The organism is Streptomyces rubrogriseus, from assembly GCF_027947575.1.
Taxonomy (GTDB): Bacteria; Actinomycetota; Actinomycetes; order Streptomycetales; family Streptomycetaceae; genus Streptomyces; species Streptomyces rubrogriseus.
Map to the genome: position 1 here is coordinate 1,987,569 of NZ_CP116256.1, position 20,487 is coordinate 2,008,055.

At 73.0% G+C, this 20,487-nt stretch carries 24 protein-coding genes; 21 read left to right on the forward strand and 3 right to left on the reverse strand.

From position 1 onward, the window contains the following. Positions 1 to 2 precede the first annotated feature (2 nt). A complete protein-coding gene (locus tag Sru02f_RS08670) occupies positions 3 to 1,073 on the reverse strand; it encodes a serine/threonine-protein kinase (protein ID WP_109031850.1) in 1,071 nt (356 codons plus the stop codon). A 200-nt stretch (positions 1,074 to 1,273) separates the two neighbouring features. Continuing rightward, positions 1,274 to 2,851: an oxidoreductase gene (locus tag Sru02f_RS08675; RefSeq protein WP_109031851.1), complete on the reverse strand. Its 1,578-nt coding sequence runs from the start codon at positions 2,849 to 2,851 to the stop codon at positions 1,274 to 1,276. Between the two features lie 199 nt (positions 2,852 to 3,050). Here Sru02f_RS08675 and hisD point away from each other — a divergent pair, with 199 nt between their 5' ends. The 10 genes from hisD to Sru02f_RS08725 all read left to right on the forward strand — a co-directional run bounded on the left by hisD (position 3,051) and on the right by Sru02f_RS08725 (position 10,735). Next, complete coding sequence (gene hisD, locus Sru02f_RS08680; protein WP_109031852.1) at positions 3,051 to 4,376, forward strand: histidinol dehydrogenase; 1,326 nt, start codon at positions 3,051 to 3,053, stop codon at positions 4,374 to 4,376. Continuing rightward, complete coding sequence (locus Sru02f_RS08685) at positions 4,373 to 5,482, forward strand: histidinol-phosphate transaminase (protein ID WP_109031853.1); 1,110 nt, start codon at positions 4,373 to 4,375, stop codon at positions 5,480 to 5,482. Before hisD ends, Sru02f_RS08685 begins: the two co-directional genes overlap by 4 nt. Then, positions 5,479 to 6,072 (forward strand): imidazoleglycerol-phosphate dehydratase HisB, encoded by a 594-nt coding sequence (hisB, locus tag Sru02f_RS08690; RefSeq protein WP_003976763.1) that lies wholly within the window; start codon positions 5,479 to 5,481, stop codon positions 6,070 to 6,072. Before Sru02f_RS08685 ends, hisB begins: the two co-directional genes overlap by 4 nt. Before the next feature lie 3 nt (positions 6,073 to 6,075). After that, a complete protein-coding gene (locus Sru02f_RS08695) occupies positions 6,076 to 6,240 on the forward strand; it encodes a hypothetical protein (protein WP_003976764.1) in 165 nt (54 codons plus the stop codon). Next, complete coding sequence (gene hisH / locus Sru02f_RS08700) at positions 6,237 to 6,884, forward strand: imidazole glycerol phosphate synthase subunit HisH (protein WP_109031854.1); 648 nt, start codon at positions 6,237 to 6,239, stop codon at positions 6,882 to 6,884. Before Sru02f_RS08695 ends, hisH begins: the two co-directional genes overlap by 4 nt. 17 nt (positions 6,885 to 6,901) lie before the next feature. Next, the gene (gene priA / locus Sru02f_RS08705) at positions 6,902 to 7,624 is read left to right on the forward strand and encodes a bifunctional 1-(5-phosphoribosyl)-5-((5-phosphoribosylamino)methylideneamino)imidazole-4-carboxamide isomerase/phosphoribosylanthranilate isomerase PriA (RefSeq protein ID WP_109031855.1); all 723 of its coding nucleotides are present in this window, start codon (positions 6,902 to 6,904) and stop codon (positions 7,622 to 7,624) included. Positions 7,625 to 7,640: 16 nt separating this feature from the next. Continuing rightward, positions 7,641 to 8,045 (forward strand): RidA family protein, encoded by a 405-nt coding sequence (locus Sru02f_RS08710; protein WP_109031856.1) that lies wholly within the window; start codon positions 7,641 to 7,643, stop codon positions 8,043 to 8,045. Continuing rightward, the gene (gene hisF / locus Sru02f_RS08715; RefSeq protein ID WP_109031857.1) at positions 8,042 to 8,797 is read left to right on the forward strand and encodes an imidazole glycerol phosphate synthase subunit HisF; all 756 of its coding nucleotides are present in this window, start codon (positions 8,042 to 8,044) and stop codon (positions 8,795 to 8,797) included. Before Sru02f_RS08710 ends, hisF begins: the two co-directional genes overlap by 4 nt. A gap of 83 nt (positions 8,798 to 8,880) precedes the next feature. After that, on the forward strand, positions 8,881 to 9,468 hold the full coding sequence (locus Sru02f_RS08720; protein WP_109031858.1) for an ArsR/SmtB family transcription factor: 588 nt from the start codon (positions 8,881 to 8,883) through the stop codon (positions 9,466 to 9,468). A gap of 13 nt (positions 9,469 to 9,481) precedes the next feature. After that, positions 9,482 to 10,735, forward strand: coding sequence for an MFS transporter (locus tag Sru02f_RS08725; RefSeq protein WP_167469521.1), 1,254 nt, complete (start codon positions 9,482 to 9,484; stop codon positions 10,733 to 10,735). A gap of 10 nt (positions 10,736 to 10,745) precedes the next feature. Here Sru02f_RS08725 and Sru02f_RS08730 read toward each other — a convergent pair whose 3' ends face one another. After that, on the reverse strand, positions 10,746 to 11,381 hold the full coding sequence (locus Sru02f_RS08730; RefSeq protein WP_109031859.1) for a TIGR03085 family metal-binding protein: 636 nt from the start codon (positions 11,379 to 11,381) through the stop codon (positions 10,746 to 10,748). Positions 11,382 to 11,462: 81 nt separating this feature from the next. Between Sru02f_RS08730 and hisI the strand changes: the two genes are divergently transcribed. From hisI to lgt, 11 genes are all read left to right on the forward strand, one after another. Beyond that, entirely contained in the window at positions 11,463 to 11,918 is a 456-nt protein-coding gene (gene hisI / locus Sru02f_RS08735; RefSeq protein ID WP_109031860.1) for a phosphoribosyl-AMP cyclohydrolase, read from the forward strand. 29 nt (positions 11,919 to 11,947) lie between these two features. Then, positions 11,948 to 13,447: an anthranilate synthase component I gene (locus Sru02f_RS08740; protein ID WP_167469538.1), complete on the forward strand. Its 1,500-nt coding sequence runs from the start codon at positions 11,948 to 11,950 to the stop codon at positions 13,445 to 13,447. Between the two features lie 83 nt (positions 13,448 to 13,530). Then, a complete protein-coding gene (locus Sru02f_RS08745) occupies positions 13,531 to 14,166 on the forward strand; it encodes a TIGR02234 family membrane protein (RefSeq protein ID WP_373103424.1) in 636 nt (211 codons plus the stop codon). A gap of 144 nt (positions 14,167 to 14,310) precedes the next feature. After that, complete coding sequence (locus Sru02f_RS08750; RefSeq protein WP_109031863.1) at positions 14,311 to 14,562, forward strand: HGxxPAAW family protein; 252 nt, start codon at positions 14,311 to 14,313, stop codon at positions 14,560 to 14,562. A 101-nt stretch (positions 14,563 to 14,663) separates the two neighbouring features. Then, on the forward strand, positions 14,664 to 15,110 hold the full coding sequence (locus Sru02f_RS08755) for a DUF2752 domain-containing protein (RefSeq protein WP_109031864.1): 447 nt from the start codon (positions 14,664 to 14,666) through the stop codon (positions 15,108 to 15,110). 117 nt (positions 15,111 to 15,227) lie between these two features. Further along, complete coding sequence (gene trpC, locus Sru02f_RS08760; RefSeq protein ID WP_030866604.1) at positions 15,228 to 16,037, forward strand: indole-3-glycerol phosphate synthase TrpC; 810 nt, start codon at positions 15,228 to 15,230, stop codon at positions 16,035 to 16,037. A gap of 19 nt (positions 16,038 to 16,056) precedes the next feature. Further along, positions 16,057 to 16,251 carry a tryptophan biosynthesis modulator TrpM gene (gene trpM, locus Sru02f_RS08765; RefSeq protein ID WP_109031865.1) on the forward strand — a complete coding sequence of 65 codons (195 nt, stop codon included), beginning with the start codon at positions 16,057 to 16,059 and terminating at the stop codon, positions 16,249 to 16,251. Between the two features lie 114 nt (positions 16,252 to 16,365). Continuing rightward, positions 16,366 to 17,649, forward strand: a complete 1,284-nt coding sequence (gene trpB / locus Sru02f_RS08770; protein ID WP_109031866.1) for a tryptophan synthase subunit beta — start codon at positions 16,366 to 16,368, stop codon at positions 17,647 to 17,649. Further along, a complete protein-coding gene (gene trpA, locus Sru02f_RS08775; RefSeq protein WP_109031867.1) occupies positions 17,646 to 18,461 on the forward strand; it encodes a tryptophan synthase subunit alpha in 816 nt (271 codons plus the stop codon). The genes trpB and trpA overlap by 4 nt, the downstream gene beginning before the upstream one ends. Before the next feature lie 101 nt (positions 18,462 to 18,562). After that, complete coding sequence (locus Sru02f_RS08780; protein WP_167469522.1) at positions 18,563 to 19,336, forward strand: DsbA family protein; 774 nt, start codon at positions 18,563 to 18,565, stop codon at positions 19,334 to 19,336. A 76-nt stretch (positions 19,337 to 19,412) separates the two neighbouring features. Further along, the gene (lgt, locus tag Sru02f_RS08785; RefSeq protein WP_109031869.1) at positions 19,413 to 20,444 is read left to right on the forward strand and encodes a prolipoprotein diacylglyceryl transferase; all 1,032 of its coding nucleotides are present in this window, start codon (positions 19,413 to 19,415) and stop codon (positions 20,442 to 20,444) included. Positions 20,445 to 20,487: the final 43 nt, after the last annotated feature.

Here is a 20,487-nt window from a genome sequence, read left to right on the forward strand (position 1 = left end):
GCCTAATGGTCGCCGGGGCGGACGCGTTCGCCGTGCCCGTTCCGCGGCCGCCCCGCAGCCGCCGTACCGGTCGCGGAGGCAGCTTCCCCGGGGTGCGCACGGACGTCCGCGCGCACCCGCAGGAAGCCGCCGAGCGGGTCGTCCGTGTCCCGGTCCCACGGGAAGGACGTGACGTACGGGCCGGTCAGCCGCAGCTGCTCCGCCGCGTCCTGGTGGCGTTCCAGGCGTACGAGGACGTAGACGAGCAGGTTCCGCAGTTCCGCCGCCCAGGGATCGGCCGCGGGGTGGGCCGCCGAGAGGCTGATCGCGCGGTCGGCGGCGGCATCCAGACGGGGGCGGTGGGTGCGTACGGCGGCCGTGGTCCCGCCGCCGGTGCGGGCGTCGTTGCCGGTGCCGGCGGCAGTCAGACAGGTGAAGGCCGCGTGCAGCGGCAGCGCCCGCACGAGCGCCTCCTCGGGCGCCTCCTGGGCGGCCGTCTCCGCGAAGTCGAGGCACTCGCCGTGGGCGTCGGACGAGGCGGCGGCCAGGTACTCCAGGGCGGCGACGTGACTGCCGTAGTGGTGCGGGCTGCGGCGGACCGCCTGCTCCCACAGACGCTCGAACTCGGCGTGCTCGGCGCCCGCGCCCCGTGCGGCGTCCAGCGCGGTGCGCCAGGGCACCGGGTCGGCGGGACCGGCGGTCTCGGCGGCGGCGACCACGCTGGGGATCACCTGGCGCAGTAGCTCGGTGCGGGCCGGTGAGTCCCAGTGGCGGCGGACCGCCAGACGGGCCGCGACCAGCAGGGCGTCCGGATCGTCCGGGGCGGTGGCGCGCCAGGTGTCGAGCCACTCGGAGCGGAAGCGCGCGAAGGCGGCGAGCCGGGTCGCGTAACGGTCGCGGTGGTCCCATTCGGCGTCGTGGCGGGTACCGGCGAGGAGGCGTGCCGCGGGGCCGTGCTCGCCGTGGGCCGCGGCGACGAGGGCCGGGGCGAGGCGGTCGTCGGGGGCGTCGAGGAGCACGTCGTCGTCTTGGGCGGGCCGGGGCGACCGGGAGCGGGCCCGGGCAGCCGCGGTCCGCAGGAACGCGCGCAGCATGGCCAGTACGACGGCCGAGGGTTCGGGATGGTTGTGCGGCCCGGGCTCCGCCGTCGGCCGTTCGGGTTCCCGGCCGCACCACCCGCGCCACCCGTGCGGGTGACCCCGGCGGCTCGTCCCGCCGCCGGCGGCGTTCCGGTGGCGGTCGGGGCGCGCCCTGCGTGGCGAGGGACGGGTGCGCGTGTCCGCGGCCGGAGGGGTCAGCTTCGGCGGAGGAGGCGGGTGGCGCCCGCTGCCACGGTGGTCGCCAGGACCCAGCCCAGCAGGACCAGGGCCGTCGACAGCCACTGCCAGCCGCCGTGCAGCTGCCAGGAGCCGGCCTGGCCCAGGTCGATCACCGGGAGCAGGAGGTCGAGGGCGAAGAGGGCCGGGTTCCAGTCCGGGTGTTCGCCGCTCTTCAGCGGAGGAGGGTCCGCGCGGGCGAAGGCGAGCGAGCCGGCCGCCCACAGCACCGCCATCCACACCGCCGCCCGGCCCGGCCGGTACCCGTAGGCGACCGTCCAGTCCTGCGCGTAGCCCACCAGCTTCGCGGCGACCGGCAGGCTCTCCCGGCGCCTGCGGTGCTTGGCGAGCAGCACCTCGCGGGCGTCCTCGTCCTCGCCGCCGGCCTTCAGCACCGCCGCGAGGCGCTCGTACGGCTCCGGGTTGTACTCGGCGGTCGCGGCGCCCACCCAGCGCAGCCGCTTGGCCAGCGGGAACGGCCCGCGCGGCACCAGGTTCTCGTAGGCGAAGCCGCCCATGTGCAACCGGCCGGGACCCGGCCAGCTGTCCGCCCGGTCCATCAGGTTGACCACCCGCGCCCCCGACAGCACCACCCGCCCGCGCGCCGGACGCTCGCCCAGGAAGCGCAGCTCGGGCGTCTGCACCCGGCGCAGCGACAGCTCCTGGTCGTCGGTGAAGGTGAACCGGGCGTGCTCCAGGTCGAGCGCGTCGCCGAACCGCCCGTCGTCGAGCCGCACCCCGCCCTCGCACTCGAAGCGCTGGATCCGGGTGCCCTGCGCGGGCGTGGTGCCGCGCAGCAGCGGGCTGCCCAGGCCCGCCGGGGTCAGGTACAGCGTGCGCTCCACCGTCAGCTGCGGGGCGTTCAGCGCGTGCCGCGTGTACGGGTTCAGGAGCCGGGCGCCGCGCAGGCTCAGCGACACGCCGACCTGGGCGCTGCGCAGGCTCACCTCGCCGTGCGACTCCAGCATCTCGGCCTGGAGGTCCTGCCCCACCGTCATGCCGTCCGCGGCGATGGAACGCCCGCTGCGGTCCCGGTGCACGATCGCCTGGTTGAGCAGCAGGTCGGTGCCTATCTGCGCGTCCGTGAGCCGGATGCCGCCCGGGAAGCGGGAGCGCGGCAGGTGCAGGTCGCCCTCGGTGTGCAGCCGGGCCGCCTCCAGGCGCGGCACCGCGCAGTCCACCAGCCGCACCGTCGTGAACCGGGTCTCCGGCAGCAGTACCTCCCGCTCGAAGCGGCAGCGGCGCAACTCGACGTAGGGCACCACCGTGCCGCCCGCCAGATCCATCGTGTCGCTGATCCGCACCCCCACCAGTTGCAGCGAGGACACCCGGCCCGCGAGCGCCGGCGGGCCGTCGAGAAGCAGCCAGCACACGACGCGGGCCCGCACGGTCCGCTCCGGCCCCCACGGGTGCCCGCCGTGCGGGTCGTCGACGAGCGCGTCGCCGCTGCTGAGGTCGTACACGCTGCCGTTGCGGAAGGCCTGCCACATGCCGGCCTCCGTCATGGTCAGGTCGTCCGGCAGCTCTCCGTCACGGTGGCCGGCCCCTTCGGTCACGGTGCTTCACTCCCTCCCCAACTACTCGCCGGTCGCTCACTCTTCGTACAACCGTTCATGCCCACTGCGTGACCACCTGAACACTCAAAGTGAGCACGGATTGCGCGAGTTCACCGTGGGCCGTGAGGTCCGTCGCGTTCTGTATCAGCCATTGATACGCGCGGACCGCGCCGGACGCGGGTCTGAGAGAATTGGTTCCGTGATCTCCCGAATCGATCTGCGCGGCGACGCCCTCCCCGAGGGCCCCGCCCTGCGCGACCTGCTGCCCCGAGCCGACTTCGACGTCTCGGTCGCCCTGGAGAAGGTGCGTCCGATCTGCGAGGCCGTGCATCATCGCGGGGACGCGGCGCTGATCGACTTCACCGAGCAGTTCGACGGCGTCCGGCTGGAGCGGGTGCGCGTTCCGGCCGAGGAGCTGACCCGCGCCCTGGAAGGGCTCGACCCGGAGGTGCGCGCGGCCCTGGAGGAGTCCATCCGCCGCGCCCGCCTCGTCCACCGCGAGCAGCGCCGCACCACGCACACCACCCAGGTCGTGCCCGGCGGCTCGGTCACCCAGAAGTGGGTCCCGGTCGAGCGGGTCGGGCTCTACGTGCCCGGCGGCCGGTCGGTCTACCCGTCGTCGGTGGTCATGAACGTGGTGCCCGCGCAGGAGGCCGGGGTCGGCTCGATCGCGCTCGCCTCGCCCGCGCAGGCCGAGTTCGGCGGCATCCCGCACCCCACCATCCTGGCCGCCTGCGCCCTGCTCGGCGTCGACGAGGTGTACGCGGCCGGCGGCGCCACCGCCGTCGCGATGTTCGCGTACGGCACCGAGTCCTGCCCGCCCGCCAACATGGTCACCGGCCCCGGCAACATCTGGGTCGCCGCCGCCAAGCGCTTCTTCACCGGGAAGATCGGCATCGACGCCGAGGCGGGACCGACCGAGATCGCCGTCCTGGCGGACTCGACCGCCGACCCGGTGCACGTCGCCTCCGACTTGATCAGCCAGGCCGAGCACGACCCGCTGGCCGCCGCCGTCCTGGTCACCGACTCCGTGGAGCTGGCCGACGCGGTGGAGAAGGAGCTGGAGCCGCAGGTCGAGGCCACCAAGCACATCGAGGACCGGATCCGCCCGGCCCTGGCCGGCCGCCAGTCCGCGATCGTCCTCGTCGACGGCCTGGACGAGGGCCTGCGGGTCGTGGACGCCTACGGCGCCGAGCACCTGGAGATCCAGACCGCCGACGCCGCGGCCGTCGCCGAGCGCGTCAAGAACGCCGGCGCGATCTTCGTCGGCCCGTGGGCGCCCGTCTCGCTCGGCGACTACGCGGCCGGGTCCAACCACGTCCTGCCCACCGGCGGCTGCGCCTGCCACTCCTCGGGCCTGTCCGTGCAGTCCTTCCTGCGCGGCATCCACATCGTCGACTACACGCGCGACGCGCTCGCCGAGGTCGCACGGCACGTGGTGACGCTGGCCGAGGCGGAGGACCTGCCCGCGCACGGCGCGGCGATCAAGGCGAGGTTCGAGTGGAAGGTCCCGGAGAGCAAGTGACGTTCGGCATCGACGATCTCCCCGTACGGGACGAGCTGCGCGGCAAGTCCCCCTACGGCGCGCCCCAACTGGACGTGCCGGTACGGCTGAACACCAACGAGAACCCCTACCCGCTGCCCGACGCGCTGGTCGAGCGGATCGCCGAGCGGGTCCGCGAGGCCGCCCGCGACCTCAACCGCTACCCCGACCGGGACGCGGTCGAGCTGCGCACCCAGCTGGCCCGGTACCTGACGGACACCTCCGGACACCCGCTGGACGTGAGCAACGTCTGGGCGGCCAACGGCTCCAACGAGGTCATCCAGCAACTGCTGCAGACCTTCGGCGGGCCGGGCCGCACCGCGATCGGCTTCGAGCCGTCGTACTCGATGCACGGCCTCATCGCGCGCGGCACCGGCACCGGCTGGATCTCCGGGCCGCGCCACGAGGACTTCACCATCGACGTGCCCGCCGCCACGCGGGCGATCGCCGAGCACCGCCCGGACGTCGTCTTCATCACCACCCCCAACAACCCCACGGGAACCGCGGTCCCGGCCGAGACGGTCCTCGCCCTGTACGAGGCCGCCCAGGCGGCGAAGCCGTCCATGGTCGTGGTGGACGAGGCGTACATCGAGTTCAGCCACGGCGCCTCCCTGCTGCCCCTGCTGGACGGCCGGCCGAACCTGGTCGTCTCCCGCACGATGTCGAAGGCGTTCGGCGCGGCGGGCCTGCGCCTCGGCTACCTCGCCGCGCACCCGGCCGTCGTCGACGCCGTCCAGCTCGTACGGCTGCCGTACCACCTGTCGGCCGTGACGCAGGCGACCGCGCTGGCCGCCCTGGAGCACACGGACACGCTGCTCAAGTACGTCGAGCAGCTGAAGACCGAGCGGGACCGGCTGGTCGCCGAACTGCGCGCCATCGGTTACGAGGTGACCGAGTCCGACGCGAACTTCGTCCAGTTCGGGCGGTTCGCGGACTCCCACGCGACCTGGCGGAAGATCCTCGACCGGGGTGTCCTGGTCCGGGACAACGGCGTGCCGGGGTGGCTGCGGGTCACCGCCGGCACCCCGGAGGAGAACGACGCGTTCCTCGACGCGGTACGTGAAGTCAAGAAGGAGCAGCACACATGAGCCGCGTAGGGCGCGTGGAGCGCACCACCAAGGAGACCTCGGTCCTCGTCGAGATCGACCTCGACGGCACCGGCAAGACCGACATCGCCACCGGCGTCGGCTTCTACGACCACATGCTCGACCAGCTCGGCCGGCACGGTCTGTTCGACCTGACCGTGAAGACCGACGGCGACCTGCACATCGACTCCCACCACACCATCGAGGACACCGCCCTCGCGCTGGGCGCCGCCTTCAGGCAGGCCCTCGGCGACAAGGTGGGCATCTACCGCTTCGGCAACTGCACGGTCCCGCTGGACGAGTCCCTCGCCCAGGTCACCGTCGACCTCTCCGGCCGCCCCTACCTCGTGCACACCGAGCCCGAGAACATGGCGCCGATGATCGGCGAGTACGACGTGACGATGACCCGGCACATCCTGGAGTCCTTCGTCGCCCAGGCCCAGGTCGCCCTGCACGTCCACGTGCCCTACGGGCGCAACGCGCACCACATCGTGGAGTGCCAGTTCAAGGCGCTGGCCCGGGCCCTGCGCTACGCCTCGGAGCGCGACCCCCGCGCGGCCGGCATCCTGCCTTCCACGAAGGGCGCGCTGTAACCCATGAACGGTACGTCCACCGCACTGATCGTCGTCGGCCTCTTCTTCCTCGGCGGCATCTACTCCTTCGCCAAGCAGCAGATGCCCAAGGGCCTGATCGTGCTGCTCTCCATCGGCGCGGGCATGTGTCTGCTCGCGGGCGTCCTGAGGCTGGAGGTCTGGAGTTGACCCCGGTGAACCCGAAGCGGGTCGTCGTCTTCGACTACGGCTTCGGCAACGTCCGCTCCGCCGAGCGCGCCCTCGCGCGCGCGGGGGCCGACGTCGAGATCACCCGTGACTACGACAAGGCCATGAACGCCGACGGACTGCTGGTCCCCGGCGTCGGCGCCTTCGCCGCCTGCATGGAGGGCCTCAAGGCCGCCCGGGGCGACTGGATCGTCGACCGCCGCCTGTCGGGCGGGCGCCCGGTCATGGGCATCTGCGTCGGCATGCAGATCCTCTTCTCGCGCGGCATCGAGCACGAGGTGGAGGCCGAGGGCCTGGACGAGTGGCCCGGCACGGTCGGACCCCTGCAGGCCGACGTCGTGCCCCACATGGGCTGGAACACCGTCGAGGCACCGGCCGACTCCCAGCTCTTCGCGGGCCTGGACGCGGACGCCCGCTTCTACTTCGTGCACTCCTACGCCGTCCACGAGTGGACCCAGGAGTCGCACAACCCGCTGATCGCCGAGCCCAGGGTCACCTGGTCCACCCACGGCAAGCCCTTCGTGGCCGCCGTGGAGAACGGCGCGCTGTGGGCCACGCAGTTCCACCCCGAGAAGTCCGGCGACGCCGGCGCCCAGCTCCTCACCAACTGGATCGAGACCCTCTAGAGATGAGCCCGGTAGAGATGAGCAAGCTCGAACTCCTCCCCGCCGTCGACGTCCGCGACGGCCAGGCCGTCCGCCTCGTGCACGGCGAGTCCGGCACCGAGACCTCCTACGGCTCCCCGCTGGAGGCCGCCCTCGCCTGGCAGCGCTCCGGCGCCGAGTGGCTGCACCTGGTGGACCTGGACGCGGCGTTCGGGACCGGGGACAACCGCGCGCTGATCGCCGAGGTCGCCAAGGCCATGGACATCAAGGTGGAGCTGTCCGGAGGCATCCGCGACGACGACACCCTCGCCGCCGCCCTCGCCACCGGCTGCACCCGGGTGAACCTGGGCACCGCCGCCCTGGAGACCCCCGAGTGGGTCGCCAAGGTCATCGCCGAGCACGGCGACAAGATCGCGGTCGGCCTGGACGTACGGGGCACCACGCTCCGCGGCCGCGGCTGGACCCGCGACGGCGGCGACCTCTACGAGACGCTGGACCGCCTGAACAAGGAGGGCTGCGCCCGCTACGTCGTCACCGACATCGCCAAGGACGGCACCCTCCAGGGCCCCAACCTGGAGCTCCTGAAGAACGTCTGCGCGGCCACCGACCGCCCGGTCGTGGCGTCGGGCGGCGTCTCCTCCCTGGACGACCTGCGCGCCATCGCCGGGCTCGTCCCGGACGGTGTCGAGGGGGCCATCGTCGGGAAGGCCCTGTACGCGAAGGCGTTCACCCTGGAAGAAGCCCTGGAGGCTACGTCGTGAAATCGGACACCGTGTCATGACATCAGAAGCCGTGCGGCGCGTGCAGAGCGGGAGCCCCTGGGAAGAGTCCTTCGGTTTCGCCCGCGCCGTGGCGGCGGGTGATCGTGTCATCGTGGCGGGCACCACCGCCTTCAAGGGCGACATGCTCTACGGCGAGGGCGACCCGTACGAACAGACCAAGGTGGCCTTCGGCACCGCCGTCGAGGCGATCGCCGAGTTCGGGCTCGGCATCGGGTCCGTGATCCGGACCCGTGTGTACCTGGCACATTCGCGCGATGTCGATGAGGTGGGCCGCGCCCACAAGGAGCTGTTCGACTCCGTACGCCCTGCCACGACCCTGCTGGTCGTGGAGGGCTTCATCGACTCGCGGGTCCTGGTGTCGGTCGAAGTGGAAGCGTATAGAGGAGCCGTGGATTCATGACCCTGGCGGTCCGAGTCATTCCCTGCCTGGACGTGGACAACGGCCGGGTCGTCAAGGGCGTCAACTTCCAGAACCTGCGCGACGCGGGCGACCCCGTCGAGATGGCCAAGGTGTACGACGCCGAGGGCGCCGACGAGCTGACGTTCCTGGACATCACCGCCTCGTCGGGCAACCGCGAGACGACCTACGACGTGGTGCGCCGCACCGCCGAGCAGGTGTTCATCCCGCTGACCGTCGGCGGCGGGGTGCGCACCGCCGAGGACGTCGACAAGCTGCTGCGGGCCGGTGCGGACAAGGTGGGCGTCAACACCGCCGCCATCGCCCGCCCCGACCTGATCCGCGAGATCGCCGAGCGCTTCGGCCGCCAGGTGCTGGTGCTGTCGGTCGACGCCCGGCGCACCGAGGCGGGCACCTTCGAGGTGACCACCCACGGCGGCCGGCGCGGCACCGGCATCGACGCCGTGGACTGGGCGCACCGGGCCGCCGAGCTGGGCGCGGGGGAGATCCTGCTGAACTCGATGGACGCGGACGGCACGAAGGACGGCTACGACCTGGAGATGCTGGCGGCGGTACGCAAGCACGTGGGTGTCCCGGTCATCGCGTCCGGCGGCGCGGGCAGCCTCGCCCACTTCGCCCCGGCGGTCGAGGCGGGCGCGGACGCGGTACTGGCGGCGTCCGTCTTCCACTTCGGCGACCTGCGGATCGGCGAGGTGAAGACCGCCCTGCGCGAGGCGGGCCACCCCGTCCGGTAGAGGCCGAGCAGACGGCGAGACGAGAAAGGAAAATTGCGCAACATCTATTGCGCAATTTTTCTTTCGTAATCTAGCCTGGGTGCATGCCGCGTAAGGAGAACCACCCCGTCACCGATCTGGGCACCCTCAAGGCCCTGGCCCATCCGCTGCGCATGCAGCTCTACCGCGGGCTGTGCGTGGCGCGCACCGCGACCGCCTCGCAGCTCGCCGAGCAGGTGGACGAGGCCGTCTCGCTGGTCAGCTACCACCTGCGCAAGCTGGCCGAGCACGGGCTGGTCGAGCAGGCCGACCCGCAGAGCGCGGACGGCCGGGAGCGCTGGTGGCAGCCCTCCTCGAACGGGGTGACCATCCGCGACGAGAACTTCCGCGACGCCCCCGAGCGCGCGGCGGCCCACCTCGCGGCCACCCGGCTCTTCCACGAGCAGCGCGCCGACATGTACCGCCGCTACCTCGACGAACGCCCCACCTGGGGCCCGGAGTGGAACTCCGCCGCCCCGGACAACGAGTCCCTGCTCCGGCTCACCCCCGCCGAGCTGAGCGAACTGGGCGACGAACTGCTCGCGCTGGCGAGGAAGTACGACGAGAAGGGCCGCGCCGCCGAGGCCGCCGGTGACACCGAGGCGCGCGAGAACGTCGCGCTCCACGTGTACGGGTTCCCGTTCCGTGTCTGAGGGGACCACGCCCGTGCCGGCCACGCGCATACCCCCGGTCGTCGACGGCCCGGCACGTCCCGCCCACCGGGACGGCAACGTCCTGCGCTGGGTCGGGGCCTACACCGCGTCGATGCTCGGCGACAGCGTCTTCTTCCTCGCGCTCTCCTGGGCCGCCGTGCGGCAGGGCAGCCCCGCCGAGGCCGGGATCGTCACGGCCGTGAGCGCGGTGCCGCGTGCGCTGCTCATGCTCGGCGGCGGAGTGGTCGTCGACCGGCTGGGACCGCGCAGGGTCGTCATCGGCAGCGACGCCGTACGGTGCGCGGCGGTCCTCACGGTGGCCGCGCTGCTCTTCGCCACCGACCCCGGACTGTGGCTCCTGGCCCTGCTCGCCCTGGTCTTCGGCGCGGTGGACGCCCTCTTCATGCCCGCCGTCGGGGCGCTCCCCGCGCGCATCACCGCCAAGGACCAGCTCGCCCGCGTCCAGGGCATGCGCGGCCTCGCCGTCCGCCTGTCCTCCTTCGTGGGCGCCCCGCTCGGCGGCCTCGGCGTGGCGCTCGGCGGCGCGGCGGCGGCCTTCGCCCTCGCCGGGGTGCTGATCGCCGTGTCGGTGCCGCTGCTGGTCTCCGTACGGCTGCGCGAGCTGCCCCCCGACGACACGGCCACCGCCGAGGGCGGCACGGCGTGGCGGGACCTGCGGGACGGGCTCCGGTACATCCGCCGGCACCGCGTCCTCGGACCGCTGATGCTGGTCATCGCCCTCGGCGACCTCGGCTTCGTCGGCCCGCTCAACATCGGCCTGACCCTGCTCGCCGACGAACGCGGCTGGGGAGCCGCCGGCATGGGCTGGGTACTCGCCGGTTTCGGGGTCGGCGCCGGGACGGCCGCCCTGCTGCTGACCGTCCGGGGACGCGTGCCGCACGCCGGGTACGTCGTCGCCGGCGCCCTCGTCCCCGGCGCGGTCGCGATCGGCGCGCTGGCGCAGGCCCCCGCCCTTCCGGTGGCCGTCGGGACGGCGCTGCTCATCGGGCTGCTCGCGGGCCTCAGCGGCGCGCTCTGCGGGGCCCTGCTCCAGACGCAGTCCGCTCCCGCCCTCCTCGGCCGCGTCACGGCGGTCTCCGGCATCGTCAGCCTGGGCATCGCCCCGCTGAGCATGCCCCTGTCCGCCGCCGCCATCGGCGTCTGGGGCACCGGCCCGGTCTTCGCCGTCAGCGCCGTGGTGTGCGGCCTCGGCGGGGTGGTCGCCCTGTGCGCGCCGGGCGTACGGCGGGCCGAGCTGCCGAAGTGAGCGGCGGAGGTCAGATGCCCAGCTGCTTCGTCTCCCGCAGCTTGGCGATCGCGTTCTCCTCGCCCTCCAGCTCCACCTTCGCGGCGCCCTGCCTGCCGTACGCGAACAGCAGCAGCTCGGACGGCTCGCCCGTCGCCGTCACCACCGGCGTACCCCGGTGGGCGACCGTCGTCTGGCCGTTCGGGCGGCGCAGCACCAGGCCCGTCGGGATGCCCCGGCCCATCAGGCGGGCGGCCCGCTCCAGGCGGGACCACAGGGCGTCCTGGAAGACCGGGTCCAGCTCGCGCGGCGACCAGTCCGGCTGGGCGCGGCGGACGTCCTCGGTGTGGACGTAGAACTCCACCGTGTTCGCCGCCTCGTCGACCTGCTTGAGCTGGAAGGGGGAGAAGCGGGGCGGGCCGGTGCGGATCAGCTGGAGCAGCTCCTCGTACGGCTTCGCGCCGTACTCCTCCCGCACCCGGTGGAGGCGGGACTCCAGCGGCTTGATCAGGGCGCCCCCGGCCGCGTCCGGACGCCGCTCGCGCACCACCACGTGCGCGGCCAGGTCACGGGTCCGCCAGCCCTCGCACAGGGTCGGGGCGTCCGGACCGGCCGTCTCCAACAGGTCCGCGAGCAGAAGTCGTTCACGCTTGGCGAAAGTCGACATGGAGTCAGCCTACGGCGGTCGGCCGGGTCCGCCCAATGGACATCCCGGGGGAGTGTCCGCCCCACGCGGCACAATGGGCGCATGACCAGCAGCTCCCCCACCGGCGGCGGCCCCGGGCGGCCCAGCCGGCTCGCCCCCGAGATCGCCGACCGCCTCAAGCGCAGCGCCGACGGCCTCCTGCCCGCCATCGCCCAGCAGTACGACACCGGAGAGGTGCTGATGCTCGGCTGGATGGACGACGAGGCGCTGCACCGCACGCTGACGACCGGCCGCTGCACCTACTGGTCGCGCAGCCGCCGGGAGTACTGGGTCAAGGGCGACACCTCGGGCCACTTCCAGTGGGTGAAGTCCGTCGCCCTGGACTGCGACGCCGACACCGTCCTCGTCAAGGTCGACCAGGTGGGCGCCGCCTGCCACACCGGGACCCGCACCTGCTTCGACACCGACGTGCTCCTCGCCGAGGGTTCCGGGGGTTCCGAGGGCTCTGAGGCAACCGAAGACGCCGCGGGCGCCGACGTGCCCGGCGCGGGTCAGTAGGGTCTGCGGCCATGGACGTCACGCCTGACATGGACCTCGACACCTTCCGCAAGCTGGCCGCCGACCGCCGGGTGATCCCGGTGAGCCGCAAGCTCCTCGCCGACGGCGACACCCCGGTGGCGCTGTACCGCAAGCTCGCCGCCGAGCGCCCCGGCACCTTCCTGCTGGAGTCCGCGGAGAACGGACGTGCGGCGTTCCAATGGTCTCGGTACTCCTTCATCGGCGTCCGCAGCGCCGCCACCCTCACCGAGAAGGACGGCCGGGCGCACTGGCAGGGCACCCCGCCCGTCGGCGTCCCCACCGACGGCGACCCGCTCGCCGCCCTGCGCGCCACCGTCGAGGCCCTGCACACCCCGCGCGACCTCGCCCACGACCTGGGCCTGCCGCCCTTCACCGGCGGCATGGTGGGCTACCTCGGGTACGACATCGTGCGCCGCCTGGAGAAGGTCGGCCCGGGGGAGCGCGACGACCTGAAGCTGCCCGAGCTGACCATGCTGCTCACCAGCGACCTCGCCGTCATGGACCACTGGGAGGGCTCGGTCCTGCTGATCGCCAACGCGATCAACCACAACGACCTGGAGACCGGCGTCGACGAGGCCTACGCCGACGCGATCGCCCGCCTCGACGCCATGGAGGCCGACCTCACCCGTGCCGTCGCCCAGCCTCCGGCCGCGCTGCCCCCCTCCGAGCTGCCCGAGTACACCGCGCTGTGGGGCGGCCCCGACTTCCAGGACGCCGTCGAGGACATCAAGGAGCGCATCCGCGCGGGCGAGGCCTTCCAGGTCGTCCCCTCCCAGCGCTTCGAGACGCCCTGCACGGCGAGCGCGCTCGACGTCTACCGGGTCCTGCGGGCCACCAACCCCTCCCCGTACATGTACCTGCTCCGCCTCGACGGCTTCGACGTCGTCGGCTCGTCCCCCGAGGCGCTGGTCAAGGTCGAGGACGGGCGCGCCATGGTGCACCCCATCGCCGGTACCCGCCCGCGCGGCGCCACCCCGCAGGAGGACCAGGCCCTCGCCGACGAACTGCTCGCCGACCCCAAGGAGCGCGCCGAGCACCTGATGCTGGTCGACCTCGGCCGCAACGACCTCGGACGGGTCTGCGAGCCCGGGTCCGTCGAGGTCGTCGACTTCATGTCCGTCGAGCGGTACTCGCACGTCATGCACATCGTCTCCACGGTCACCGGCCGGGTCGCCCCGGACCGCACCGCCTTCGACGTCCTCACCGCCTGCTTCCCGGCCGGCACCCTCTCCGGCGCGCCCAAGCCGCGCGCCCTGCAGATCATCGACGAACTCGAACCCTCCCGCCGCGGCCTGTACGGCGGCTGCGTCGGCTACCTCGACTTCGCCGGCGACTCCGACACCGCCATCGCCATCCGCACCGCCCTGCTGCGCGACGGCACCGCCTACGTCCAGGCGGGCGCGGGCGTCGTCGCCGACTCCGACCCGGTCGCCGAGGACACCGAGTGCCGCAACAAGGCGGCGGCCGTGCTGAGGGCCGTACACACGGCCAACCGGCTGGCGCAATAGGGCCAACCGGTCGGACCGGTGGGGCGATTCTCACGCCCCCAATGCGAACCCCGGGTGACGGTTCGCCCGGGGTTCGGGTGATAGTGGAGTACGTGACAGCCGTTCCTCACCCCCGTACCCCAGCCGCAGGACCCGCCCGGGCCGGCCGCCGGAGCCTCGCCGTCGCCCTGCTGTGCGGCGCGCTCGGCGCCGCCGTCGCCCTGCTCGCCACCCGGCAGGAGTGGGCGGAGGGCACCGCGACGGTGGCCGGCGGCGCGTTCACCCTGACCGCCAAGGGCAGCGACGTCACGGGCGTACCCGCGTCGCTCGCCATAGTCGGCCTCGCCGCGCTCGTCGCCGTCTTCGCCGTCCGCCGGGCCGACCGCTTCGCCGTCGCCGCGCTGCTCGCGCTGAGCGGCGCGGGCACCGTCGCCGCCGCCCTGGCTGGCGCCTCCGACAGCTCCGCGCTCGACGACCAGGCCGCGAAGGCGGCGGGCGACACCTCGGCCACCGTCGACGCGCTCTCCCACACCGCCTGGCCGTACGTCGCGGCCGTGGGCGGCGCCCTGCTCCTGCTGGCCGGGCTGCTCGCGCTGCGCTACGGCCGCCAGTGGCCCGCGATGTCCGGACGCTACGAACGCGGCGGAGCCCCGCGGCGCAGGCCGCAGACCGTCGACCCGGACCGCCCCGAGGACCTGTGGAAGGCCATCGACCGCGGCGAGGACCCCACCAGCGCCTGACCCGCGTCCGGGCCCGCCTCCCGCCCCGTGCCCCGACCCGCGTTCACCCACTGGAGCACCCCCGCTCACGGCGCGTGCCCCCGTGCGGGACAATGGGTGCGAGCGTCCTGCTCAGACATGGCACACAGCAACGAGGAGCAAGCAATGGCGGGCAGCAGCCACGGTCACACCCCGGCCGCCTGGACCGGTGTCATCATCGCCTTCATCGGTTTCTGCATCGCGGGCATGTTCATGGTGGCGGCCCAGCCGTGGGGCTTCTGGGCCGGCATGGCGGTCGTGCTCCTCGGTGGTGTCGTCGGCTACATCATGAGGATGATGGGCCTCGGCCAGCCGAAGCAGAACCACCCCGTGCACCAGGTCGCGGGCGAGCGCGCCGAGGCCGGCGCCAAGGGCTGACCGGGCGCGGCGGTCACGGACCTCCGGAGGGGCGGATCGGCACACCGTGCCGGGACCGCCCCTCACGTGCGTGCGGGGGCCGCCGGAGGCAGAATGCGGGCGTGGACTTCGAGAGCGGGAAACCCGGCCGGACCGGCAACGCCCTGCCGCGCGGCGCGGCCCTCCGCCTCGCCGTCCCGGCCGGAGTGCTCGCGGCCGTCGCCGGGGCCTTCGCCTACGTCGGGAGCGTGGACCCCTACGAGCCCGGCCACTACCCCGTCTGCCCCCTGCTGCGCTTCACGGGCGTCTACTGTCCCGGCTGCGGCGGCCTGCGCAGCGCCCACGCCTTCGTCCACGGCGACCTGACGGCTGCGCTGCACGCCAACGCGCCCGCCGTCCTCGCCTATCTGGGCTTCGCCGTCCTGTGGACCGTCTGGGTGATCCGCGCGGCCCGGGGCCGTCCGGTACGCGTCGACCTCGGGCCGGTCCACCTGTGGACGCTGGGGACGTTGCTGCTGGTCTTCACCGTTGTCCGGAACCTGCCGTTCGGTGGCTGGCTGCTGCCTTGATCGTCCACGGGGCGTCCAGGTACTGGGACTGGGATCGGGCGGATGCGGGGCCGGTGCCCGGCTGCGGATACCATCACAGTGACCACACGTTTTGCCGTCTGAAAGGGGGCCGCTCGCGTGAGTGTGCTCGACGAGATCATCGACGGAGTCCGTGCCGACCTCGCGGAGCGGCAGGCGCGCGTCAGCCTCGACGAGCTCAAGGAGCGCGCGGCCAAGGCTCGCCCCGCCAAGGACGGCGTGGCCGCGCTGCGCGGCGACGGCGTCAAGGTCATCTGCGAGGTCAAGCGCTCCAGCCCCTCCAAGGGCGCGCTGGCGGCCATCGCCGACCCGGCCGGGCTCGCCGCCGACTACGAGGCGGGCGGCGCCGCCGTCATCTCCGTCCTCACCGAGGAGCGCCGCTTCGGCGGCTCGCTGGCCGACCTGGACTCGGTCCGCGCGCGCGTGGACATCCCCGTGCTGCGCAAGGACTTCATCGTCACCTCGTACCAGCTGTGGGAGGCCCGCGCCCACGGTGCCGACCTCGTACTGCTGATCGTCGCGGCCCTCGAGCAGCCGGCCCTGGAGTCGCTGATCGAGCGCGCCGAGTCCATCGGCCTCACCCCGCTGGTCGAGGTGCACGACGAGGACGAGGTCGAGCGCGCCGTGGACGCGGGCGCCAAGGTCATCGGCGTCAACGCGCGCAACCTGAAGACGCTCGAGGTCGACCGCGGCACGTTCGAGCGGGTCGCCCCGGAGATCCCCGCGCACATCGTCAAGGTCGCCGAGTCCGGCGTCCGCGGCCCGCACGACCTCATCGCCTACGCAAACGAGGGCGCCGACGCCGTGCTGGTCGGCGAGTCCCTGGTCACCGGCCGGGACCCGAAGACGGCGGTCTCCGACCTGGTGGCGGCCGGCGAACATCCCGCACTCCGCCACGGCCGGGGCTGACCCCCGGTAGGCTGACCCCGTGACCTCCGCACTCACTCCGGCCCCCCGGGACCCGTACGCCCGCCTCGCGCGCGGCTGCCGGCCCCGAGGCTGCCGCGCTCCCGCACGCCGGGTGCACGGCCGCCGGGTGCGGTACGTCATCGGCGACGAGCCCGGGCAGGTCAACGGCATGCGATGGCTCACGCGCCCCACAAGGGGCGCGGGGCTGTCCTGAATCTCCGACTCCGTCGCGTGTGCGCGAGCAGCCGCACACGGCCCGGAGCGGTCTCATCCACCCCGCCCCCACGGCGATTCTGTCCACACCAGACACTCACCGTGAGGTACACGCATGCCCAGTAACTTCTTCATCCCCGACCCGGAGGGCCAAGTCCCCTCCGCCGAGGGCTACTTCGGCGCCTTCGGGGGCAAGTTCATCCCCGAGGCCCTCGTCGCGGCGGTCGACGAGGTCGCCGTCGAGTACGACAAGGCCAAGTCCGACCCGGAGTTCGCCCGCGAGCTGGACGACCTGCTCGTCCACTACACGGGCCGCCCCTCGTCCCTCACCGAGGTCCCCCGTTTCGCCGCCGAGGCCGGCGGGGCCCGGATCTTCCTCAAGCGCGAGGACCTGAACCACACCGGCTCGCACAAGATCAACAACGTGCTCGGCCAGGCCCTGCTCACCAAGCGCATGGGCAAGACCCGCGTCATCGCCGAGACCGGCGCGGGCCAGCACGGCGTGGCCACGGCGACCGCCTGCGCCCTCTTCGGCCTCGACTGCACCATCTACATGGGCGAGATCGACACCCGCCGCCAGGCGCTCAACGTGGCCCGCATGCGCATGCTCGGCGCCGAGGTCATCGCCGTGAAGTCCGGCAGCCGCACGCTGAAGGACGCGATCAACGAGGCCTTCCGCGACTGGGTCGCCAACGTCGACCGCACCCACTACCTGTTCGGCACCGTCGCGGGCCCGCACCCCTTCCCGGCGATGGTCCGCGACTTCCACCGCGTCATCGGCGTGGAGGCCCGCCGCCAGCTCCTGGAGCAGGCCGGGCGCCTGCCCGACGCCGCGATCGCCTGCGTCGGCGGCGGCTCCAACGCCATCGGCCTCTTCCACGCCTTCATCCCCGACGCGGACGTCCGCCTCATCGGCTGCGAACCCGCCGGGCACGGTGTGGAGACCGGCGAGCACGCGGCCACCCTGACCGCGGGCGAGCCCGGCATCCTGCACGGCTCCCGGTCCTACGTCCTCCAGGACGACGAGGGCCAGATCACCGAGCCGTACTCGATCTCGGCCGGTCTGGACTACCCCGGCATCGGCCCGGAGCACGCCTACCTCAAGGACTCCGGCCGCGGCGAGTACCGCGCGGTCACCGACGACGCCGCCATGCAGGCCCTGCGCCTGCTGTCGCGCACCGAGGGCATCATCCCGGCCATCGAGAGCGCCCACGCGCTGGCCGGTGCCCTGGAGGTCGGCAGGGAGCTGGGCACGGACGGGCTGCTCGTGGTCAACCTGTCCGGCCGCGGCGACAAGGACATGGACACCGCCGCCCGCTACTTCGGGCTGTACGACACCGACGCCGAGGTCGCCGCCGACGAGACCGGCGCCGCGGAGATCGAGGGGGACGCCAAGTGAGCGGGAACGTACAGCTGCTGAACGACACCCTCGCCGCGGCGAAGTCCGAGGGGCGCGCCGCCCTGATCGCCTACCTCCCGGCCGGGTTCCCGACCGTCACGGGCGGCATCGAGGCGGTCAAGGCCGCGCTCGACGGCGGCGCCGACGTCGTCGAGGTGGGCCTGCCGCACAGCGACCCGGTGCTCGACGGCCCGGTGATCCAGACCGCCGACGACATCGCGCTGCGCGGCGGCGTGAAGATCGCCGACGTGATGCGCACGGTCCGCGAGGCGCACGAGGCCACCGGCAAGCCGATCCTCGTCATGACGTACTGGAACCCCATCGACCGCTACGGCGTGGAGCGCTTCACCGCCGAGCTGGCCGAGGCGGGCGGCGCCGGGTGCATCCTGCCCGACCTGCCGGTCCAGGAGTCGGCGCTGTGGCGGGAGCACGCCGACAAGCACGGGCTCGCCACGGTCTTCGTGGTCGCGCCCAGCAGCAAGGACGCGCGCCTCGCCGAGATCACCGCGGCCGGCAGCGGCTTCGTCTACGCCGCCTCCCTCATGGGCGTCACCGGCACCCGCGAGTCGGTCGGCGCGCAGGCCGAGGACCTGGTGCGCCGCACCCGCGCCACCACCGACACCCCGGTCTGCGTCGGCCTCGGAGTCTCCAACGCCGCCCAGGCCGCCGAGGTGGCCGGCTTCGCCGACGGCGTGATCGTCGGCTCGGCCTTCGTCAAGCGGATGCTGGACGCGCCCGACGACGCGGCCGGCCTGGAGGGCGTCCGCGCGCTCGCCGCCGACCTGGCGAAGGGCGTGCGCGGACAGGCGTGACCGTCGCCGTGGGACGGGCGAGCCCATGACAGAGGTCCCTCGTACGAGTGGACCTGGGACCGGGGAGGCGCGCTGCGCCTCCCCGGTTCGTTCTGCGGGGTGTGAGCGAGAAGAACCGACAGGGAAAGCGCGGCGCCCGCGAGAAGCTGGCGGCCGAGCGCGAGAAGCAGCGGTCCAGGGACAAGCGCCGCCGTGCGCTGATCGTCGGCGCGAGCGTGGTCTGCGTGCTGGGACTCGCGGCGGTGATCGGCGTGGTCGCGGCGAACGCGGGCAAGGACGACGGCAGTGAGTCGGCCGGTCCGGTCGTGGCACCTTCGGGGGCACAGGGCAAGGACGGCCTCGCGATCCCGGTCGGCGAGGAGAGCGCCAAGTCCACGCTCACCGTCTGGGAGGACTTCCGCTGCCCGGCCTGCAAGGCCTTCGAGCTGGCGTACCGCAACACCATCCACGAGCTGACCGACGCCGGGCAGCTCAAGGTCGAGTACCACCTGGCGACCATCATCGACGGCAACATGGGCGGCACCGGCTCCCGCAAGGCCGCCAACGCCGCGGCCTGCGCCCAGGACGCCGGAAAGTTCCCGCCGTACCACGACGTGCTGTACGACAACCAGCCGCCGGAGACCGACGACGCCTTCGCCGACGAGAACAAGCTCCTCGACCTGGCGGGCAAGGTCGACGGCCTCGACACCACCCTGTTCCAGGAGTGCGTGAAGAACGGCAAGCACAACAGCTGGGTGGAGAAGTCCAACAAGGCCTTCCAGAACGGCGGCTTCAGCGGCACGCCGACGGTGCTCCTGGACGGCAAGAACATCTACCAGGACCGCTCCATGACCCCGGCCAAGCTCAAGCAGATGGTGGAGGAGGCCAACAAGTAGCGCGCCCGCTCGTTACGGACCCGTAGCCGGGCTGCCCGCCGCGCCCCCCGTCCGACACGGTAGCGTCGACCCTGCCATGGAACTTGCCTTCATTCCCAGCCCGTCGCGCGGGGTGCTGCACCTCGGTCCCGTCCCGCTGCGCGGCTACGCGTTCTGCATCATCATCGGCGTCTTCGTTGCCGTCTGGCTCGGCAACAAGCGCTGGGTCGCCCGGGGCGGGCGGCCGGGCACGGTGGCCGACATCGCGGTCTGGGCCGTTCCCTTCGGCCTGATCGGCGGACGCCTCTACCACGTGATCACGGACTACCAGCTGTACTTCAGCGAGGGCCGTGACTGGGTCGACGCCTTCAAGATCTGGGAGGGCGGCCTCGGCATCTGGGGCGCCATCGCGTTCGGCGCGGTGGGTGCCTGGATCGGCGCCCGCCGCCGGGGCGTCCCGATGCCCGCCTACGCCGACGCCGTCGCCCCCGGCATCGCCCTCGCGCAGGCCATCGGCCGCTGGGGCAACTGGTTCAACCAGGAGCTGTACGGCAAGGCGACCGACCTGCCGTGGGCCGTGGAGATCACCTCGACCGCCGACGGACGGGTGCCGGGCACGTACCACCCGACGTTCCTGTACGAGTCGCTGTGGTGCATCGGTGTCGCGCTGCTCGTCATCTGGGCCGACCGCCGCTTCAAGCTCGGCCACGGGCGCGCCTTCGCGCTGTACGTCGCCGCGTACTGCGTGGGCCGCTTCTGGACCGAGTACCTGCGCGTCGACGACGCCCACCACATCCTGGGTCTCCGGCTGAACAACTGGACCGCGCTCTTCGTCTTCCTGCTCGCCGTGCTGTACATCGTGCTCTCGGCGCGGAAGCGGCCCGGCCGGGAGGCCGTGGTGGAGCCGGGCGCGGAGTCCGTCGCCGGTGACACCGGGTCCGCGGCGGACAAGGACGCCAAGGACGCCAAGGACAGCGAGAACGACGCGGACGCCGCGGAGAAGAGCGATGCCTCCGGCGCCTCCGCGGCCCCGGAGGACTCGTCGGGCGCGGACGAAGCGGATGCCGCGGACGACGCGAAGGACGCCGAGGGCGTGACGAACGGCGCCGACTCCGCCAAGAAGGGCTGACCCCAGCCCGCAAGCTACGCCGCCGAGGGCGCCCGGGACTCTC

Bases quoted from the DNA above. Each gene is read 5' to 3' on its own strand.
- Sru02f_RS08670 (WP_109031850.1), bottom strand. From the start codon at position 1,073: ATGCTGCGCGCGTTCCTGCGGACCGCGGCTGCCCGGGCCCGCTCCCGG.
- hisB (WP_003976763.1), top strand. From the start codon at position 5,479: ATGAGCCGCGTAGGGCGCGTGGAGCGCACCACCAAGGAGACCTCGGTC.
- Sru02f_RS08695 (WP_003976764.1), top strand. From the start codon at position 6,076: ATGAACGGTACGTCCACCGCACTGATCGTCGTCGGCCTCTTCTTCCTC.
- priA (WP_109031855.1), top strand. From the start codon at position 6,902: ATGAGCAAGCTCGAACTCCTCCCCGCCGTCGACGTCCGCGACGGCCAG.
- Sru02f_RS08710 (WP_109031856.1), top strand. From the start codon at position 7,641: ATGACATCAGAAGCCGTGCGGCGCGTGCAGAGCGGGAGCCCCTGGGAA.
- hisF (WP_109031857.1), top strand. From the start codon at position 8,042: ATGACCCTGGCGGTCCGAGTCATTCCCTGCCTGGACGTGGACAACGGC.
- Sru02f_RS08720 (WP_109031858.1), top strand. From the start codon at position 8,881: ATGCCGCGTAAGGAGAACCACCCCGTCACCGATCTGGGCACCCTCAAG.
- Sru02f_RS08730 (WP_109031859.1), bottom strand. From the start codon at position 11,381: ATGTCGACTTTCGCCAAGCGTGAACGACTTCTGCTCGCGGACCTGTTG.
- hisI (WP_109031860.1), top strand. From the start codon at position 11,463: ATGACCAGCAGCTCCCCCACCGGCGGCGGCCCCGGGCGGCCCAGCCGG.
- Sru02f_RS08740 (WP_167469538.1), top strand. From the start codon at position 11,948: ATGGACCTCGACACCTTCCGCAAGCTGGCCGCCGACCGCCGGGTGATC.
- Sru02f_RS08750 (WP_109031863.1), top strand. From the start codon at position 14,311: ATGGCGGGCAGCAGCCACGGTCACACCCCGGCCGCCTGGACCGGTGTC.
- trpB (WP_109031866.1), top strand. From the start codon at position 16,366: ATGCCCAGTAACTTCTTCATCCCCGACCCGGAGGGCCAAGTCCCCTCC.
- lgt (WP_109031869.1), top strand. From the start codon at position 19,413: ATGGAACTTGCCTTCATTCCCAGCCCGTCGCGCGGGGTGCTGCACCTC.